The organism is Vibrio iocasae, assembly GCF_042245395.1.
GTDB classification, from domain to species: Bacteria; Pseudomonadota; Gammaproteobacteria; order Enterobacterales; family Vibrionaceae; genus Vibrio; species Vibrio iocasae.
The window spans coordinates 1798768-1814301 of sequence record NZ_CP145311.1 but is presented as its reverse complement, the minus strand read 5'-3'; the positions used below and the strand labels follow the sequence as shown (position 1 = coordinate 1814301).

Below are 15534 nucleotides of genomic sequence, written 5' to 3'. Positions count from 1 at the left end.
AGATGTTTACTTTTTACCTACACCTTTGTTTTCTTTCTGTGCTAGCGTTATTTTTCCGAAACCCATCTTTTTGAAATAAGAATCTCTGTAATCTCTCACTGCTTTGGTGTCAGATACGGCTTCAATTTGCTGTTCCATTTTCAGATAGTCCGTAAGGTCAATTCCTTCAGCCTCAGCCACCGCCTCATGTATTGTACGATGCTTTTCGTAAGAAAAGGCCAGTGTTTTTTCTTGTTTCTTGTATACATAAATAATGGTGCGTGCCATAGGTTACTACTCTGATTCTGGGATAAAACTTTTTGTGTAATCAACAACGAATTGGCTGATTGCTGTAATGTCATTAATGTCTAACACGGGTAACTGTGTCTCTGTCACCGGCGTACAATCTGCTGCGATGGCGATGATATCGCTATCGTCTGTATAAAGCCAGGGTTTACCAACTTCATCTCGGTGTAGCTCTATCTTAGGAAAAGAAAGGGTTTTACACCCTTCGACGAGAATTAAATCCAACTTAGAGTGGTCAAACATACTAAGCAGATATTCAAAGCTCGCTTCTTCTTCCGGTGTTTCAGTCATCAATACGTGACGGTTTCCAGAAGCCAATAGCATTTGATCAGCACCAGCTTTGCGAAGTCGATAACTGTCTTTTCCTGGTTGGTCAACATCAAAATCGTGGTGAGCGTGTTTTAGTACTGCAACACGAATGTTCTGTTGACGAATCAAAGGCAGCAGAGCTTCTAATAGAGTTGTTTTTCCTGTTCCGCTATATGCTGCGAATCCTAAAAGTGGAAGGTTAGGGCGCTTAATCATGGTTGTTTCCAAATTTAATCAAATCTTCTTTTGAGTTTAGGTTGGCAAAGATTTCCGGTATGTCACTAAAGTCGACGGAAACCGTGTTGCAGCTTTTGAAAAAAAGCATGATCTTTCGGTCACCGTTCTCGAGATAGTTAGTCAGCTTTGGTAGCACTTTTTTATTCCAAACACTAAATACGGGCTGAAGTTTGTTGGCGTCGGAAGCCACATAAATATCAACCTCAGGGTCTAGTTTGCTGCTTAATCTCGAAACCAGATCATCAGAGATGTTTGGTGAATCACATGGAACAAATCCCACCCATTCGGATTCTGAGTTCATTATTCCGCGCTCAATGCCAGCTAATGGTCCTTGAAATCCCTCCCGTTCGTCGCTAATGACAGGGGCATATTTCTGATATATTTCAATATTTCGGTTTGCACTGATTGAAATGGTAGCGATTTGAGGTGTCAATACATCGAGTACATGTTCAATTAAAGGCTTGCCATTTAGATTTATTAATCCTTTATCTGAGCCACCCATTCTTTTAGCTTCTCCTCCTGCGAGGATCGTCCAGCTCAGGTTGTTTCTTTTTTTCAATTTAATCTTTCCCGGCAACAATAATTATTCCAATAACTTATAGACAAGTTGATTTCTTTTTAAACAAAATATACAACACGACACATAATAAAATTGTAGTGTGTGATAAAAGATTTTGATATGGTATCGCGTTCATAGTGGTATTTGCGCAACTATTTGCGCATAAAGAACAACAATAACTGTCTTTATGAATAACTCGGCAAATTCTATTTCTTTCGCTCACAAATTAACAGTGGAACCGCGCTACAAAGGTTTATCAGTATTAATAGTTGATGACGATGTCACGATTCAAAAAAAGCTGTCCGAGTTACTGTCAGCGATCTCATTTCGCGTGAGCGTAATATCAGGTGTCTCTGAGTCAGAATCTAGCGTCCTTGAACGTTATGATATTATCCTTCTAAATATTAATCCCCCAGCGATGGAGGGAAGCAACTGGGATGCTGATTACTTAAGTGGTGATAAAGTACCTGGTTGTGTTATCTATACAGCCGAACGAGAATCGGTTTCTATAGCCGTGTCTCAGATGAGGATAGGGGCTTGTGATCTCATCCTTAAGCCTTTCGAATACCCTCGTGTCATTGAGTCAATAAAGCGTTGTGCTGATCGCATTATTCATCAACGAACTGCGATTGCGCAGAACAGAGATTTGAGGCGATATTACTCGGATGAAATCGTCGGGGAATCGGAAGCTACCAAGCTACTGCTCCGAACGGTAAAGCAGTTAGCTCCTTCTAAGGCTCCTGTACTCATCGAAGGCGAGTCAGGAACAGGGAAGGAGCTAGTCGCAAGAGGGCTTCACCATCATAGTCATCGTTGTGGTCCTTTCATTCCTGTTAACTGCAGCGCATCAGAAAAACAGCTCAACGAAGAGTTCTTTGGCAGGCGTGACAATGTCTTTCAGCTTGCTAAAGGTGGAACATTGTTTCTCGATCAGGTCAGCGAACTCCCTATGGGGATTCAGGGAGCGCTTTTAAGGATCATCGATGAGCGATGCATGCGTGTAAGTGATGAGATTAACCATACCCCTATCGACGTCAGAATTATTGCCGCGACCAATAAAGACCTTAAAACAGCCGTAAGAGCTCGTCGATTTCGCGAAGATCTCTATTATCGACTCAGTGTACTTTGTGTCGATTTGCTTCCTCTTAGAGAGCGCAAAGAGGATCTCAATGCTTTGGTAAAGTACTTTACTGAACAAATACTTGAGGAGCAGGGCAATGAAACATCGTTTGAGTGGGAAGAAGATGACATCAAATCCATGTTTCATTATGAATGGCCGGGGAATGTTCGAGAGCTAAAAAACATTATCGAGAGATGTATTCTTGTTGGAAAGCCTCCAACGCAACACTGGCGTGAACTTGGGTTTGATATAACGGGTTATAAAAATGCCGGAATCTCTATGGTGGCTTCAAACCAGGTAGACTCAGCAACGATACCAGACTTAGGTTCGGATATGGCGAACGGTTACCCGCTGGACTGGACGCTTAAGGACGTTGAAAAGGCACATATTCAGCAGGTAGTGGACTACAACGATGGAAACAAGTCCGCAGCAGCTAAACAACTTGGAGTCGCACGAAAGACATTAGAGCGTAAGTTTAAGCTATGGGATAAAGAGGAGTAAGGCAGACCGTAGAGAGTACTGGCAACTGCCTTAATCCTAACCCGCAATTAATGATGAGAGTTCACCGCTATACGCGGTGGCTCGATACCATTCTTTTGAAACTCTTTCATTACTCTTAACGTGATATCCGTTTCAAATAACTTCTCGTACGCAGTATCAACAACATAGGCTTTGCAAGTTAACTGAATAGCAAGATAGCTCTCAGTAATTGTTTGCTTAACCAGAACCGTGACAGGTTTTGGTAAATGGATGTAGCGGCTTGATGCAGCTGCTTCCTGTATTAAATCTCTGGCAAGAGTGATGTTCTGATCTATTCCGACAAAAAAGGGGATGACCACCTGCATATCCAACGCACCATAGTTGCCGCTCATGGTGACTTCATTAAGAAACTTATTATTTGGAATGGTGATTATGTCATCAGTCAGTGTTCTCATCCGAACTGAGCGTAATCCAATCGTGATTATATCTCCGTAGTTACCTTCGAATGTGACGCGGTCACCAACCTGAAAGGGCCTATCAATCATGACCGTAAGCCCCGCTATGAAAGACGCAGCCAGATCTTTGAGTGCGAAACCAACGGACACGGCTAAAGTACCCCCAATAAGCGCGAGAATATGATCGTTAATGCGAAAGCTCATCATAAACACAACAAGACCAGCTGTGATATAGATAAAAAACTGGAAGAATGACTGAAGCTTTTGTAGCACCATTCTATATTGCACAAATTGATTGCTGATGCCTTCTACTACAGAATCAATAAATCGCAGCAGTAACCAGGTTCCACCTATAACGCCTGAAGAGAGCAAGACACCGCTCCAACGTATCAGACTGGCAAACTCCTCAATTTTCTTTATGTCCGGGACGCCTTCAACAGCGTAAACCGTTGGGCTTAACGTCAATAATATTATCGATAACAAGATCATTTTATTTCACCAATAGATGTTGTCGATGAAGCACGTTTGTTATGTGCCTAAACCAATGGTCAGAGACCCTTGCTTTTTCTTCACTCCATTCAATAAAACCACGGCTTTGGAAGTATCGGAGCGTACCTGTGACCTCTGCGATACTGAGCTGGGTGCAATCAGATAACTCTTCAGGTGAAGCAACCTCAAGTTGAACAATCGAGCGCAACACTGCGAGCATCGGCTTGGGCATCTTCTCTAACTCCTGTGAAGAAGGGGCATGAAACAATCGGACGACAACTTGTTCAGTTTCTTTATTTCTATTGAGAGAGAAGCGGAAGAAACGTAGTGCCACCGTAGGATTACCATCTGAGTAGTGCCATAACACCCGAAAAAATCCACGCTTGGCTCGCTCATCTTCGCTCATGTCTTCGTGGTCCCATTGTTTGGGAACCGTGAGGCCTTCAAACGAGATATGTCGACTCTGATTTATACGGCTTGTAAGTAGTTCTGAGACTTGTAACTCACTCCAGCGAGGTAAGAATGCAACCCAATCGAACAGCAGTCGTTCTCCTCTTGCTCTGTCGACAAATCTCCAACTTGACTTTTCAATAGCAAGAAGTGCGCGGTGATTCTTTTTAGAACGTCGTAAAAGGTTGGTAAACCTGATGAGTTCTGATAAGCCTCCAACCATTGGCTTAACTAACCTTTGAGCGTTATCTACAGTAATTAAATAGTTGGTGTTACTTTTTCTCAATGCTGTGAGAATTTGGATTTCAGATGCATCTTCATCGAGGCCTAAACTTGGCGAGAGTTGTTGCAACAAAGCAGTATAACCGGCATACGGGCAGTTGATATAAATAGGGGTACCATTCTTTAGTTTGTGAAGAATTTGACGTAGGAATGTTGTGGTTCCTATGCCTCGTTCCCCGGAAATAACGCAAACTGCGGGGCTATCGGTCAGCACAAACTTAGAGAGTTGCTTGATTTCAGATGCACCATAGTCGGTAATTTTTGAGTCTTCGCTACCGGGAAGAACATACTCAAAAGCTTCATTTCCGCGCACTCGCACCAGGTTTTTATTCGCATCCGAGTTGTTGTTTTGTTTCGCGATTTCGATCCTAAAGAGATACGCTAAAACCTGACCAAATATTTTGTATCTTGAGAGCACCGAAACTACGGCCGACTTGGCTCTATGGGATATAAGCCAGCCAATTACGATGACAGTCGCTATCAAGCCCAGAACAAAGGCATCTTTTTTCTGGATTGACCATGTGACAACTGGTGGTTTCTCTACGATTTTTTCGGCACTAGCAAACACGACTGGACGCCAATTTCGGAGGGTTAGAACGGTAATGAGTGCGAACCAGATTGTGAAGGTACTGCTTATCCAATAATAAATGGTCCCTTTACCTAAGATGCGCATAGAAATTTGTAAAACGACACCAGCGCAAATAATGCTCCACACATATCTTCTGACTGTTGAAAGTCGCAAAGCGATTATCTTTTGGTTTGACGTTTTCGAGTGTCGAGCAACAAATTCTAATATAAGACTAATTGCAATTGATCCTCCAAGTACCCACCAGGTGAAGATTTCTAAAAACACCAGATGTTGAAGGCTGGGCAGCGCAGACACTATTTGAAGCGTGACGGTTATAGCTATTAACCATGCTATTGCTACGTTAGCTTTAAACACATACCAGGCGACCTTTGCCCACATTGGTGGCTGAGTGCTGTTTTCAATCTTAGATTGCTTGAACTTGTTTATTAGCCGTTTGTTGTTTGCTAGCCACCAGGTTAGCACCAGATAGACCAAAATAACTTTAACGGCGGTGGAGATGACTGGTACTGGAGATATGTAGATATCTCTAACAAAAGAATGAAAACTTCTTACCTGGAACAAAGCCAGGTATTCAGTCTTAAGTTTGATAAGTTGTAGCTCTTTCCTAAACTGAGTCACACCTTTAGGGCCAAATCCGGTGAGCTGGTCTCTTGTCTCGTTTGTGCTTAAATCTAATAGGGCCTGTTTACTATCACTGAGGCTAGAGAGGGTATGGTAATGGAACTCGGCATTGTTCCATTCCTTGTTTCCATTTGAGTCATGATATAAAGCGATAGAAGTAGAGAGTTTATTAGAATGCATATCCTGATCGCTGATGACAGCATTCATCAATTGACGCACTTTCTCAGCGTCCTGACTTGTCACGTAAAGAGGATCGGGGAGTAATGTGATTTCGTATGCGATTTCCCGAGCAGAGTTACTGATTCTGGGGCCTGTGTCATGGTGATACTCCCAACCAAAAACCGATAAGGAGAATATTAAAAGCACCATAGATAACAATAAACGGTGCAGATTCTTGCAGAACATATAAGCTAACCAACTGAAACTTCGTTATTTTCGTTCCCAATTTTAGATAAAAATAGATATATACCAAGTTGCATAATGGTATTTTGTCTGTTTCCTGACATCCGCCTCCGCTCGTGTTTATGCAGTTCAATGGAGTATTCCAAATCGGTGCATCTTCGCACCATGATGGTGCCATTGAGTTGTTGATCCCGTTTAGATTGATACTTAAGCATAAATGAGATGTATCTTTAACTATTTATAAATCAGTTGGATAGGTGAATTATCTGAGGTGATGTCCACTGGTGTTGTATATGGTACGGTAATTGCTGATAGCTCTCCATCCTAACGAAATTAACCATTTTGGTTAGAAAGATATAAAAGCGCACTAAAGCTGTGCGGTTACATGGAGTAGTATTTAGAATGAGTAACAATATTGAACAGGTTCACGGTGCAGTTCAGGCTCTGACACAGAGTTCCGACACACTATTTCTTTTGCTTGGTGCCATCATGGTATTTTTGATGCACGCTGGCTTCGCATTTCTTGAAGTGGGTACTGTTCGTAAAAAGAATCAGGTAAACGCACTGGTAAAGATCCTTGCAGACTTTGGCGTTTCGGCTATCGCATATTTCTTTATCGGTTACTGGGTTGCGTACGATGCAACTTTCTTCGCAAGTGCAGAAACGCTCTCTGCGGGTAATGGGTACGAGCTCGTTAAATTCTTTTTCCTTCTTACTTTTGCTGCCGCTATTCCAGCTATTGTTTCTGGTGGTATCGCAGAGCGGGCTCGATTCTATCCAATACTTCTTGCGACGTTTTTCACCGTTGGTTTAGTTTATCCTTTCTTTGAAGGGATAATCTGGAATGGTAACTTTGGTATACAAGGCTGGTTCGAATCTTCCTTTGGTGTTGGTTTCCATGATTTTGCAGGTTCGGTAGTGGTTCATGGGGTTGGTGGATGGATTGCACTGGTTGCGGTGATCTTCCTTGGTATGCGTAAAGGGCGTATTCGCGCTGGCAAGCACACTAACTTTGCACCTTCTAACATACCTTTCCTAGCGTTGGGTGCTTGGATACTTTGCGTAGGTTGGTTTGGCTTTAACGTAATGTCCGCACAGACACTTAATGGCATAAGCGGTTTAGTTGCAATGAACTCGTTGATGGCGATGGTCGGTGGTATTCTTGCAGCACTTGTCGCTGGCAAAAATGACCCAGGCTTTATTCATAACGGTCCATTAGCAGGATTGGTTGCTGTTTGTGCGGGTTCCGATTTAATGCACCCACTTGGTGCGTTAATTACTGGTGGTGTTGCTGGCGTGCTATTCGTGTGGCTTTTCACCTTTATGCAGAACAAAACCAAAATCGATGATGTATTAGGTGTGTGGCCATTACATGGTGTTTGTGGTGCATGGGGTGGTATTGCTGCTGGTATTTTTGGACAGTCGGCTCTGGGTGGTCTAGGTGGTGTGAGCTTAATTGTTCAGGTACTTGGTACTATTCTGGGTATCGTTGTTGCTGTCGCTGGTGCTGGTCTTGTATACGGTGTACTTAACAAAGTTACTGGATTGCGCTTGTCGGAAGAAGACGAGTTCAATGGTGCTGACTTAGCTATTCACAAGATAAGTTCTGTAAATGAAGAGTAATGTCTTTACGCACAAAGTATGACTTGAGTTAGAAAAACGGTGTTCTCACCGTTTTTTTACGACCATTGTCTAAAACCTTATCTCTATAAGTGATATTTCCTAAGTGCTAAACTTTACTTAAAGACGGATTGGCAAAAAAGGACTTATTACTATGGCATTCCCATACCGAAATATCGTTATTCTTACTGGCGCTGGTATCTCTGCTGAATCAGGTATTAAAACATTTCGAGCTCAGGACGGGCTGTGGGAAAACCACAAAATTGAAGATGTTGCTACTCCGGAAGGTTTTCACGCTAACCCGGATCTGGTTCAGGATTTCTATAACAAGCGCAGACGCAAACTTCAGAGCGATTCGATTAAGCCTAATGCCGCTCATATTGCACTAGGGCGACTTGAAGCCGAATTAGATGGTACGGTGACGGTCATTACCCAAAATATCGATAATTTGCACGAGAGAGGCGGAACTTCTAACATAATTCATATGCACGGTGAACTGCTCAAAGCGCGATGCTCTGAGACAGGACAGGTTGTAGAACATAAAGACGACATTCTTACGGGCGAGTTATGTCATTGTTGCCAAATTCCCGCTCAAATGAGACCGCATATTGTTTGGTTTGGTGAGATGCCTCTGAGAATGGGCGATATTTATGACGCTCTGGAAAAAGCTGATCTGTTTATCTCTATTGGTACCTCTGGTGTGGTGTATCCGGCAGCTGGTTTTGTTCACGATGCACGAATGCATGGCGCACACACCATTGAGATAAATCTTGAGCCGAGTGCTGTAGAGTCCGAGTTTGAAGAAAAGCGTTATGGAAAAGCAAGTATTGAAGTGCCTCAGTTAGTCGAGGAACTGCTTGCCCATTTAGAAGCAAAGAGGGCATAACTTTTTAAGTAAAGAGCTTGGTGCGGTTGCTGGTTATGCTCTACGGAGCCAACATGCAAAATAGATGAACTTTATTTTGATAACCTTTCATTAAAACAGCGGTTGGGCAGAGTAGAGCATATCCAGTAATCGCTTTCACATTATGGTTGGCAAAAATGATAAAGAGCGGCTATTGAGCCGCTCTTTTTATACAATGAAATCAGATTATTACTGATTTACTTTTAACTTCTGGAAGTACTCTTCATAAAGTGCACTTGCTTCGCCAACTTCATCTTGCCAGAAACCAGAGTCCATCACTTCTTGTGGTGGGAATACATTCTGGTCTTCAGCGAACTCTTTAGGAAGTAGAGGATAAGCCGATTTAACCGGAGTAGGGTAACCAATTTCTAGCGCGATCTTCGCTGCGTTTTCTGGGCGAAGTAGGAAGTCTATCATCTTGTGCGCAGCGTCTGTGTTTACAGCACCTGCTGGAATCGCCAGGCTATCCATCCAGAAAATCGCACCTTTTTCAGGCCATACGATCTCGATGTTAGCGCCTTCTTGTCTCGCCATATAAGCAGAGCCATTCCACAACATTCCTAAAGACGTCTCACCGGCTAGGTATGGATTCGCTGGGAAATCCGAGTTAAACACTAGCACGTTTGGCATTAGCGATTTCAACTCTTCATAAGCCGCTTTGATTTCGTCTGGATTAGTCGTATTCGTTGAATAGCCTAGTTTAACCAGAGCAATATGGAAAAACTCGCGGGAGTCATCCATCATCATCAGCTGACCTTCCCATTTCTGATCCCACAGGTCGTCCCAACTGCTAACGGAAGATTTATCCAGCATATCAGAGTTAACACCGATACCGGTTGCACCCCAAATGTATGGAATAGAGTAGTCATTGCCTGGGTCAAAAGACTTGTTCAGGTAGTTGGGATCCAGATCTTTAAAGTGTGATAGTTTTTCTTTGTCGATCTTTTGAAGCATATCTTCTTTACGCATCTTCGATACGAAGTACGTTGAAGGTACAACAAGGTCGTAGCCTTTACCCTGAGTTTTAAGTTTGGCATACATCGTCTCGTTTGACTCGTATGTAGAGTAGATAACTTTGATGCCGGTTTCTTCAGTAAAGTCTTCCAGAACGGAGTTTGGAATATATTCAGACCAGTTGTAGAAGTAGAGTTCTTTGTCATCTGCGATAGCAGGTGAAGCGATTACGACACTCGAAATTGCAACGCACAAAGCGCTCTTAAAAGTTTTTGACCAGTTTTTCATGACATTTCCATTTTTTTGACAATGACACTTGATTATTCGACTAAGCGTCACATTTACCATCCGCTTTAGTCATTCTCACGAATTCTAAACCAGATAATTAAGTTTGAAAATTAGATATATATGCTTACTTTATTTTTTCTCTGGCAAGTAGCTGAGAAAACAATACCAGTACAAGAGAAACCACTAACATTACCGCAGCGAGAGCATTCACTTCCGGGGAAATTCCCACCTTAACCATAGAGTAGATCTTAAGAGGTAGAATTTCGTAGGTTGGCCCGGTAACGAATGAACTGATGATCACATCATCCAATGAGAGCGTAAAGCTGAGCAACCAACCAGCAGCAACTGCGGGTTTTGCCAGAGGCAGGATGATTTGTTTCAGAATAACCCATTCACCCGCGCCCAAATCTTTTGCAGCCTCTAACATTTTGACGTCAAACCCATTTAGGCGGCTATATACGGTAACAACAACAAACGGGAGACAGAAGGTTATGTGGGCTATCAAGAGTGTCAGGAACCCTAACTGCGCTCCCATTAGCAAAAACAGCGCGAGCAGCGATATGGCCATCACGATGTCAGGAGACATCATAACGACAAAAAGCAGGCCATTTACTACTCCTTTTCCTCTAAAACGATAACGGAAAAGAGCAACTGCAGTCAGTGAACCTAGAATCGTTGCTGCTGTAGCCGAAAATACCGCTATGTTGATGGAGTGCCATGCTGCCTGCATCAGACTATCGTTATTTACCAGAGCGCTGTACCATTTGGTTGTCCATCCACCCCATTTCATACCAAACTTGCTGGCATTAAATGAGTTAACGATAAGAACGATGATAGGTAGGTATAAAAATAGATATACCAACCCCATAAAGCTGAACTTAAATAGGTTCTTCATGATTCCAGCTCCACTTTACGGTTAAGCATTTTCCCGGCTTTGTAGTACGCATAAAGCAGGATAGCCATTGCGACGGTAAGCGAAATGCTGGTAGCCGCACCAAATGGCCAATCTCTGGCATTAAGGACCTGACTCTTAATAACGTTACCGACCAGTAGGTTTTTAGCTCCACCCAGTAAATCTGAAACGTAGAACATGCCAAGGGCAGGAAGCAGAACCAACAGACAGCCACCTATAATGCCAGGCATGGTTAACGGTAGAATGACTCTTATAAAGGTCTGAAGTTTATTGGCCCCTAGATCTTTAGCGGCTTCTATATAAGTATGATCCAGCTTTTCTATTGCAGAGTAGAGCGGGAGAATCATAAACGGTAGTAGGATGTAAACCAGACCTATCATGACCGCGGTTTCGGTGTACATGATTCGCAATGGTTTATCGATGATATCTAGATACATTAGCGACTTGTTAAATATGCCCTGAGTACCAATCACTATTTTGAGTCCGTAAGTTCGGATTAATGAGTTGGTCCAGAACGGAACAATAACCAGAAAAAGCATAATAGGTCGCTTATTAACTGGCATCTTTGCGATGATATAGGCGAATGGATATCCGATTACCAGACAAAGAAGCGTTGCAATACTCGCCATATAGAAAGAGTGCATCAGCACCTTCAGATATAGCGGATCAGCTAACCTTACATAGTTAGAAAGTGTCAACGTGAGGTCGATAAGGTTTGCTTCGTCTCGGGTAAGGAAACTGGTTCCTATGATCATTAAGTTTGGCAAAAATACAAAGAGCAGCAGCCAGCTAACAATCAGAAATACAATTACCTTTTCGAGGCTAATTTTACTTGTTGTCATCTTTTAGTACCACTTCCCAGCTTTCAACCCAGGTTACAGCGACTTTTTGACCGAGTGAGTGATCGACATCGGGATCATCTTCGTTAAAGAACTCACTAACCATGACTTTTTCGCCCGAAGTCAACTCGACGACAGAGTCGAGCGTCATACCTTTGTAGGTTCGCTCAGTAACATGGCCAACGATACCTTTGCTTTGGCTCTCTTTGATTTCTTCAAGGCGCAGATCTTCTGGTCTCAACAAAACTTGTAGCTTTTCGCCTTCTACAAATGCTTTGTCATAGTAGACAATGGCTTCAAAGTCTTCGATTTCGGCTCTGATTCGTTTCTCGTCTATTCGGCTAATGGCCTTAGCATCGAAAACGTTAATTTCACCAATAAACTTTGCAACAAATAGGTTTTTAGGTTCTTCGTATATTTCTTTTGGGGTACCGTCCTGTTCGATTACGCCCTCTCGCATCACGACGATACGATCAGACATGGACAGTGCTTCTTCCTGATCATGCGTGACAAAAACAAAGGTGATACCGAGCTGACGCTGTAGCTGTTTAAGCTCGATCTGCATCTGCTTTCGTAACTTATAATCTAGTGCAGACAAAGATTCATCGAGCAAAAGAACTTTTGGCTTGTTGACAACCGCTCTGGCAATCGCAATACGCTGTTGTTGACCACCAGATAGCTGATGGGGCTTACGTTGAGCCATATCTTCGAGTCGAACCATTTTTAATGCTTCAATAACTCGTGGACCAATTTCAGCAGCAGGTACTTTCTGCATCTTCAATCCAAAGGCGACGTTTTCAAATACCGTCATGTGAGGGAATAGAGCATAGCTCTGGAATACGGTGTTTACCGGACGTGTTTCTGATGGAACTTCGGTAACGTCATCATTATCAAGTATGATGCGGCCACTATCTGGGGTTTCGAACCCAGCTATCATTCGCAATACTGTAGTTTTGCCGCAACCTGACGGTCCTAAGATGGTTAAAAACTCACCATCATTCACCGTAAGGTCTAATGCGCTAATTACCTGTTTTCCATCAAAGCTTTTAGACACGTTTTCCAGTTTTACAACTGGATGCCCAGAACTCATTTTTCTTTCCAATTCCTCTCACCTCCTAAAAAAATATGCGAAAACGCGAGTGTAATAGAATCGAAGATAATTCTACCTATCAAAGTTTGCGTGAATCATAGTACGCGTTTATTTCGTAATAAAGTATTTTTACAACAATTTCTTGTAATTATTTTGTTTCTGAAGAGATACAGGGATGGATAGAAGCAGCAAAACCTGAGGAATGAATGAGCAATTAGTATAATTTAACATTTTCACAATTAGATAAGCTTTTAAGAAAGCTTAACAATTCAGTATACTGTGAAACATCTTTAATTTAGAGGCTGAGTTAAGTTGAGCCTCGGATGTATATATGAACAAAAGTGTCGATAAAACATTCAATCTGGGTGGTTCTGTTGAAAAAGCGCTATCCGGTGACTATGAACTAAAAGTAATACCTGTGCTTCAGGAGGCGTGGAAATTTACACTGCGAAACTTCCTCTCTTTCTCACCAGCTATCCTTTTCCTTTTGCTGGTACAGGCTGCCATTTTCTATACTGCACTACAGATGCAGATTGGCGACCCGTGGCAAATCATAGAGATGATTCAAAACCCTGAAACACTAGACCCGAATGTATTTCAGGCCGTATTTGTTGCAAATTTCAGTTATGAAGTGGTAAGCGCACCCATCTTTGCTGGTGTCAGTCTGATGGCGATGAGTCATGCGGCAGGGTTGAAGACCTACTCGAGACATATCTTTAAGGGGCTTCAGTTCACCATTCCTGTGATTGTTGCGACACTGGCTGGTTTGCTGTTGCAAGGTATCGCTGGAATGTTATTGCCACTACTTTCCATGTACTTTTCAATTGCCTTTAGTAATGCTGTACTGCTGATTTGTGAAAAAAGAGTATCACCGATGCGTTCACTGTTTCTTTCACTCAGAGCCGTGAACAAAAAGTTGTTTCCAGTGGCAACTCTGTACCTAGTCATGATGCTAGCATTTGTGACCGCTGCAGTTTTCTATGGGTTTCTTTTGATTCTTGTATTGCCTATGTTTTTCCATGTAAAGGGCATTATTTACAGGAATATGTTTGGCATAACGTTAAAGATAGTCACCACAAACGAAGTTAATGATGACGACGATAGTGATGATGAAGATGACGCAGGGCCTTCAGACTCCGAAGATAAAGAGAATAACGATTCGAAGGACTCTCAGATTTTTAATGCGTAAACTAATTCAGTTAGCGGTGGCCATTTTTCTGGTCATCGCTATTTTTTATCCCTTTATTAAAGAAGAGAAGGCAGAAGAACCAACGGACATTACGCTGGATGAGCGTCCTGATTTCTCTTCAATTACGGATGTGAGCCAAAAGAAAGCTGCATTTTTTGATTATATGCGTACTGGAGTTCAGGTAGAAAATGAGCGCATCGAAAATGAACGAAATCAGTTGAGTGCGATGCAGAAACTGATTTCGTTTCGATCTTTTACAGAAGAGCAGATTCAGTTCATTGGTCGTATTTCAGAGCGCTATAAAGTAGATTTACCTGAAACGGAAATAACTTCAGACTGGTTCGATCAAGCTTTAATTAAGGTCAACGTGCTTCCTGAAGCACTTGTTCTTACACAAGCAGCGAATGAATCTGCCTGGGGAACATCTCGGTTCGCGGTTGAAGCTAATAACTATTTTGGACAATGGTGTTATAGCAAAGGGTGTGGACTTGTTCCGTTGAAGAGGAGTGAAGGCGCAACCCACGAAGTTGCAAAGTTTCCTTCCGTCAACGCTTCTGTTCATGCTTACTTCATGAACGTAAATAGAAACAACGCTTATCGTGAGCTAAGACAAATTCGTGCAGACCTGGTGAAAGATGGAAGTAGCCTCCTCGACACCAATGCTGCGATTAAGCTCACTCAAGGATTGCTACGATACTCTGAACGAGGCCAGGATTATGTTGATGATCTACAGGCCATGATTCGAGTGAATAAAAAATACTGGACGACCCAATAATGATAAAAAGACTTTGTACCTTCGCTGCCAGCTTGTGTTTATTGGCTCCTAGCGTCAATGCTCAGGAATATATGTTCACATACTCTAAGCTGTATTCGCAGCTTAAATATAATGCTGAAGAACAGTTCACCGATGTGAAAGTAGCTATATTTTTCAATGATGCTGAATATAAAACTCAATGCGAGATTAAAAAAGCTTGGATGGAAAAAGAGCAGCATTACGAAGAGTTAAGCATCAGTGATGTGAACGAGGTACTGGTACCACTGGACGGCAATTTAAAGTCAGCCAACCCGCTAGTTTTCATTCAAACCCCACAGGATCGTCGATGTGATTACTCTGTCGTAGTGATGGGTAAGAAGCAGTTAGAAGGAAAAGTATCGTATCAGGAACTTGAACCTCTATTACCTCAAATGCAGGAGATACTGGAATCTCTAGGAGGTATGTTTGCCAGTTTCTTTACACCTGATGTAGAGGGAGTAACTCTGGAGTTCGCTGAGCAGGAGGGGAATGTCATGCTTTCCAACGGTAAGAGTGTTCCTATCGAGAACGGACGCGCGCGTATTTTGCTAGCCGACATAGCTCCAGATGGGTATTTAGAGTTACCGTATAAAACAAAAAGAATTTTACCCTGGTTGCCTTCTGCAAAATAGGGTAATCCACTTCCAACAAAAAACGGGCTTTTTA

At 42.5% G+C, this 15534-nt stretch carries 14 protein-coding genes and 1 pseudogene; 6 read left to right on the top strand and 9 right to left on the bottom strand.

Annotated features, from left to right (window positions below):
- Positions 1 to 6: 6 nt before the first annotated feature.
- From SNR28_RS18025 to mobA, 3 genes and pseudogenes are all read right to left on the bottom strand, one after another.
- Complete coding sequence (locus tag SNR28_RS18025; protein WP_375754046.1) at positions 7 to 267, bottom strand: DUF2960 family protein; 261 nt, start codon at positions 265 to 267, stop codon at positions 7 to 9.
- A gap of 24 nt (positions 268 to 291) precedes the next feature.
- Positions 292 to 810, bottom strand: a pseudogene (gene mobB, locus SNR28_RS18020) (molybdopterin-guanine dinucleotide biosynthesis protein B); the annotation flags it as partial.
- On the bottom strand, positions 803 to 1390 hold the full coding sequence (gene mobA, locus SNR28_RS18015; protein ID WP_375754045.1) for a molybdenum cofactor guanylyltransferase MobA: 588 nt from the start codon (positions 1388 to 1390) through the stop codon (positions 803 to 805). The gene mobA and the pseudogene mobB, both read right to left, overlap by 8 nt.
- Before the next feature lie 187 nt (positions 1391 to 1577).
- Here mobA and SNR28_RS18010 point away from each other — a divergent pair, with 187 nt between their 5' ends.
- Positions 1578 to 3011 carry a sigma-54-dependent transcriptional regulator gene (locus tag SNR28_RS18010; RefSeq protein WP_375754044.1) on the top strand — a complete coding sequence of 478 codons (1434 nt, stop codon included), beginning with the start codon at positions 1578 to 1580 and terminating at the stop codon, positions 3009 to 3011.
- Positions 3012 to 3058: 47 nt separating this feature from the next.
- Here SNR28_RS18010 and SNR28_RS18005 read toward each other — a convergent pair whose 3' ends face one another.
- Positions 3059 to 3934 (bottom strand): mechanosensitive ion channel family protein, encoded by an 876-nt coding sequence (locus SNR28_RS18005; RefSeq protein ID WP_375754043.1) that lies wholly within the window; start codon positions 3932 to 3934, stop codon positions 3059 to 3061.
- Between the two features lies 1 nt (position 3935).
- On the bottom strand, positions 3936 to 6281 hold the full coding sequence (locus SNR28_RS18000) for an AAA family ATPase (protein ID WP_375754042.1): 2346 nt from the start codon (positions 6279 to 6281) through the stop codon (positions 3936 to 3938).
- Between the two features lie 399 nt (positions 6282 to 6680).
- On the opposite strand from SNR28_RS18000, the gene SNR28_RS17995 reads away from it, so the two are divergent.
- The gene (locus SNR28_RS17995) at positions 6681 to 7901 is read left to right on the top strand and encodes an ammonium transporter (protein ID WP_375754041.1); all 1221 of its coding nucleotides are present in this window, start codon (positions 6681 to 6683) and stop codon (positions 7899 to 7901) included.
- Between the two features lie 151 nt (positions 7902 to 8052).
- Positions 8053 to 8784, top strand: a complete 732-nt coding sequence (gene cobB, locus SNR28_RS17990) for a Sir2 family NAD+-dependent deacetylase (RefSeq protein ID WP_375754040.1) — start codon at positions 8053 to 8055, stop codon at positions 8782 to 8784.
- A 207-nt stretch (positions 8785 to 8991) separates the two neighbouring features.
- Here cobB and SNR28_RS17985 read toward each other — a convergent pair whose 3' ends face one another.
- The 4 genes from SNR28_RS17985 to potA form a co-directional block, all read right to left on the bottom strand.
- The gene (locus tag SNR28_RS17985; RefSeq protein ID WP_375754039.1) at positions 8992 to 10044 is read right to left on the bottom strand and encodes an extracellular solute-binding protein; all 1053 of its coding nucleotides are present in this window, start codon (positions 10042 to 10044) and stop codon (positions 8992 to 8994) included.
- Positions 10045 to 10168: 124 nt separating this feature from the next.
- Positions 10169 to 10939, bottom strand: a complete 771-nt coding sequence (gene potC, locus SNR28_RS17980; RefSeq protein WP_375754038.1) for a spermidine/putrescine ABC transporter permease PotC — start codon at positions 10937 to 10939, stop codon at positions 10169 to 10171.
- Positions 10936 to 11799, bottom strand: a complete 864-nt coding sequence (gene potB / locus SNR28_RS17975; protein WP_375754037.1) for a spermidine/putrescine ABC transporter permease PotB — start codon at positions 11797 to 11799, stop codon at positions 10936 to 10938. Before potB ends, potC begins: the two co-directional genes overlap by 4 nt.
- Positions 11786 to 12886 carry a spermidine/putrescine ABC transporter ATP-binding protein PotA gene (gene potA / locus SNR28_RS17970; protein ID WP_375754036.1) on the bottom strand — a complete coding sequence of 367 codons (1101 nt, stop codon included), beginning with the start codon at positions 12884 to 12886 and terminating at the stop codon, positions 11786 to 11788. The genes potB and potA overlap by 14 nt, the downstream gene beginning before the upstream one ends.
- A 331-nt stretch (positions 12887 to 13217) precedes the next feature.
- On the opposite strand from potA, the gene SNR28_RS17965 reads away from it, so the two are divergent.
- Genes SNR28_RS17965 through SNR28_RS17955 form a run of 3 tightly spaced genes read left to right on the top strand, consistent with a single transcriptional unit; the run spans position 13218 to position 15500 of the window.
- Positions 13218 to 14075: a hypothetical protein gene (locus SNR28_RS17965; RefSeq protein WP_375754035.1), complete on the top strand. Its 858-nt coding sequence runs from the start codon at positions 13218 to 13220 to the stop codon at positions 14073 to 14075.
- Positions 14068 to 14850 (top strand): glucosaminidase domain-containing protein, encoded by a 783-nt coding sequence (locus SNR28_RS17960; RefSeq protein ID WP_375754034.1) that lies wholly within the window; start codon positions 14068 to 14070, stop codon positions 14848 to 14850. Before SNR28_RS17965 ends, SNR28_RS17960 begins: the two co-directional genes overlap by 8 nt.
- Positions 14850 to 15500 (top strand): DUF2987 domain-containing protein, encoded by a 651-nt coding sequence (locus SNR28_RS17955; RefSeq protein WP_375754033.1) that lies wholly within the window; start codon positions 14850 to 14852, stop codon positions 15498 to 15500. The genes SNR28_RS17960 and SNR28_RS17955 overlap by 1 nt, the downstream gene beginning before the upstream one ends.
- Positions 15501 to 15534: the final 34 nt, after the last annotated feature.